The organism is Mesorhizobium sp. (assembly GCF_004962925.1).
Lineage (GTDB): Bacteria > Pseudomonadota > Alphaproteobacteria > Rhizobiales > Rhizobiaceae > Mesorhizobium.
The window spans coordinates 1-2,436 of sequence record NZ_SUEO01000366.1 but is presented as its reverse complement, the minus strand read 5'-3'; the positions used below and the strand labels follow the sequence as shown (position 1 = coordinate 2,436).

3 protein-coding genes and 1 pseudogene are annotated in these 2,436 nt (G+C 65.4%); 3 read left to right on the top strand and 1 reads right to left on the bottom strand.

Annotation, left to right across the window (positions count from 1 at the left end):
- Positions 1-118: 118 nt before the first annotated feature.
- A complete protein-coding gene (locus E5W87_RS34970) occupies positions 119-421 on the bottom strand; it encodes a hypothetical protein (protein ID WP_292408395.1) in 303 nt (100 codons plus the stop codon).
- A gap of 216 nt (positions 422-637) precedes the next feature.
- Here E5W87_RS34970 and E5W87_RS34965 point away from each other — a divergent pair, with 216 nt between their 5' ends.
- The 3 genes and pseudogenes from E5W87_RS34965 to E5W87_RS34955 form a co-directional block, all read left to right on the top strand.
- Positions 638-1,006, top strand: coding sequence for a hypothetical protein (locus tag E5W87_RS34965; RefSeq protein WP_292408392.1), 369 nt, complete (start codon positions 638-640; stop codon positions 1,004-1,006).
- An 83-nt stretch (positions 1,007-1,089) separates the two neighbouring features.
- Positions 1,090-1,548 carry a GNAT family N-acetyltransferase gene (locus E5W87_RS34960; RefSeq protein WP_292408389.1) on the top strand — a complete coding sequence of 153 codons (459 nt, stop codon included), beginning with the start codon at positions 1,090-1,092 and terminating at the stop codon, positions 1,546-1,548.
- Positions 1,549-1,799: 251 nt separating this feature from the next.
- Positions 1,800-2,436 (top strand): annotated as a pseudogene (locus E5W87_RS34955) (DNA polymerase IV); the annotation flags it as partial.

Genomic DNA, 2,436 nt, shown 5'->3' with positions numbered 1-2,436 from the left:
GATCCCCTCTCTTGCGATTTCTAACACTTAGCCTGCGCTTCGCCCTTCGGGCTCACTCCAGCCAAGGTGTTGAAATCGCTTTCTCCCCCACAGGGGGGGGGAGATATTGCTCCACCGCTCAAGCCCGCCTGGATCTCTCCAGCGGAATCTCGCGATCGCTGAGCATCCGCGCCTCGGCGCGGCGTCGCTGCTGCTCGTCGATGAACGCCGCCTGGATCGAGACCGCTGCGCCCGGCAGCCCGTCAGCGCGGCAGGCCGAGCAGCGAAGCCGCCCCGAAAGGGACGCCAGCGGCGTCTGCCCGGTCACCCCGAAGCGCCTCAGCTCAGCCGGCTTCCACCATCTGTTGCGGCCGCAATCGATACACTCGACCGCAATCGAGACGACCTCGGCGATCGTCGCTTCCTTGCCCGGCAATGCCATCGCCCCTAGCGCCTCCGTTCCTGTTGTGTTCACATTCTCATGGGTTTTACCCGAAGAGTCGAGTCCGTTCCGCTCAAACCAAAGCAAAAGTTTAACTTGTATCATTAGTTGAGTTATGCTTACATCCTGTAGCGACGGATAACAGAGCCGTGGACGACACGGATGGGCAGCAGGTCCGGGCATCCGCCGCGGCCGCCGCCAGCCGAGGAAACCAGGATGGACGCCCTCTCCGCTCAATTCGCCCGCGATTGCGGCTATACCGGCGACAGCCCAGCCATGCTGGCCGCCTTCACGGCCATCCGCCTCGACGGCATAGGCAGGGCGCGCCTGGGCCATGACCAGCGCAAGGCGATCGTCGACCGGCTGAAGCACGGCGAGGACTTGTTCCTGGCAACGATCCGCCCGGCGCAGTCGGCCGAGGAGGCGCTCGAGGACGCCGCTCGCTTCATCGCCTGTTATCGCAACATGCCGCGCTGGCGCCAGGAAAGACGCGGCGCCGATCTCGCCCGTGCCAGGCAGCAGCGGCTCCTGGCGCGCTTCTTCCGGCGTTATGGCCACCGCCTCTGGGCACGACAGGTGGTGTAAGCCGGAGATCGCCGAGCCATCGGCCGCGAAATGGTTGGATCGCTCTTGCCGTCGCCAAGCCCGCGCCGTATGTCATCGCCTCGATGAGCGAGGTCGAGTTCCGTCGCGCGCAAGCGCCCGATCTGCCGGCAATTGTCGCATTGCTTGCCGACGATGCGCTTGGCGCTGGTCGGGAAGACCCTTCGACGCCGCTCGCGCCGTCCTACCTCGATGCCTTCAGCGCAATCGATGCCGATCCCAATCAGCTGCTGGCCGTGGCTGTCGAAGCCGGGCAAGTCGTCGGAACCCTGCAGCTCAGCTTCATTCCGGGTATTTCCAGGAAAGGCGCCTGGCGCGGCCAGATCGAAGGCGTTCGCGTCGCCCGGCACCGGCGGTCCGGCGGCATCGGCAAGCTGATGATCGAATGGGCGACTGAAGCGTGCCGCTCGCGCAACTGCAGCTTCGTCCAGCTCACTACGGACAAGAGCCGACGGGAGGCGCACGCTTTCTACGAGCGCCTCGGCTTCACCGCCAGCCATCTCGGCTACAAGATGGCGCTGTAGGGCACCTTAAACATTCCGGAGTAGGCGCCGTCAGCGAAGCATCCAATCTCCCCCCTTGCGGGGAAGATCGGATGTCGCTTCGGCTTTCGCCAACCACCAATGCTGGAAAGCGGGGCGATGAGGAGCAGCGCAAACCTGAAGCGATTGCCCTCCACGCTCCTTGACAATCCGCCCACTATGTTCTCTTTATGTTCCACAGAAACCACCTCAAGACAATGCGGCGTTCGAACCGCCGCGGGCGAACGGGTCGGATGGAAGCCAACATCCTCCACGCGGATCTCGACGCCTTCTATGCCTCGGTCGAACAGTTGCTCGACCCTGCCCTGCGCGGCAAGCCGATCGCCGTCGGCGGCGGCGTCGTGTTGGCCGCCTCCTACGAGGCCAAGGCTTTCGGCGTGCGTGGCGGCATGCCGGGACGGCGCGCGCGGGAACTCTGCCCCGGGCTGATCTTTGTCGGCGGCCATTTCAAGGACTACCAGCGACTGGGCGATGCGGCTATTCAAGTGCTCGGCGATTTCACACCTGTGGTCGAGCGGATTTCCATCGACGAGGCCTTTGCCGACGTCACCGGCTGCACCCACCTGTTCGGTCCGCCGGACGAGATCGCCGACACGATCCGCCGCCGCGTGCGGGCCGAGCTCGGCCTGCCGATCTCGGTCGGGGTGGCGCGCACCAAGCACCTAGCCAAGATCGCCTCGCAGGTGGCCAAGCCGGACGGGCTGGTGGTGGTCGACCCGCGCCACGAGCTGGAGTTCCTGCACGATCTGCCGGTCGAGCTGATGTGGGGCGTCGGCCCGGTGACCAGGGAGCGGCTGGCCGGCATCGGCGTCAACACCATCGGCGAGCTGGCGAAAACGCCTGGCTGGTCGCTGGAGCGGCTGCTCGGCC

What these genes read in the sequence shown, in the direction of transcription:
- E5W87_RS34970 (WP_292408395.1), bottom strand. Translation starts at nt 421, where the DNA reads ATGGCATTGCCGGGCAAGGAAGCGACGATCGCCGAGGTCGTCTCGATT.
- E5W87_RS34965 (WP_292408392.1), top strand. Translation starts at nt 638, where the DNA reads ATGGACGCCCTCTCCGCTCAATTCGCCCGCGATTGCGGCTATACCGGC.
- E5W87_RS34960 (WP_292408389.1), top strand. Translation starts at nt 1,090, where the DNA reads ATGAGCGAGGTCGAGTTCCGTCGCGCGCAAGCGCCCGATCTGCCGGCA.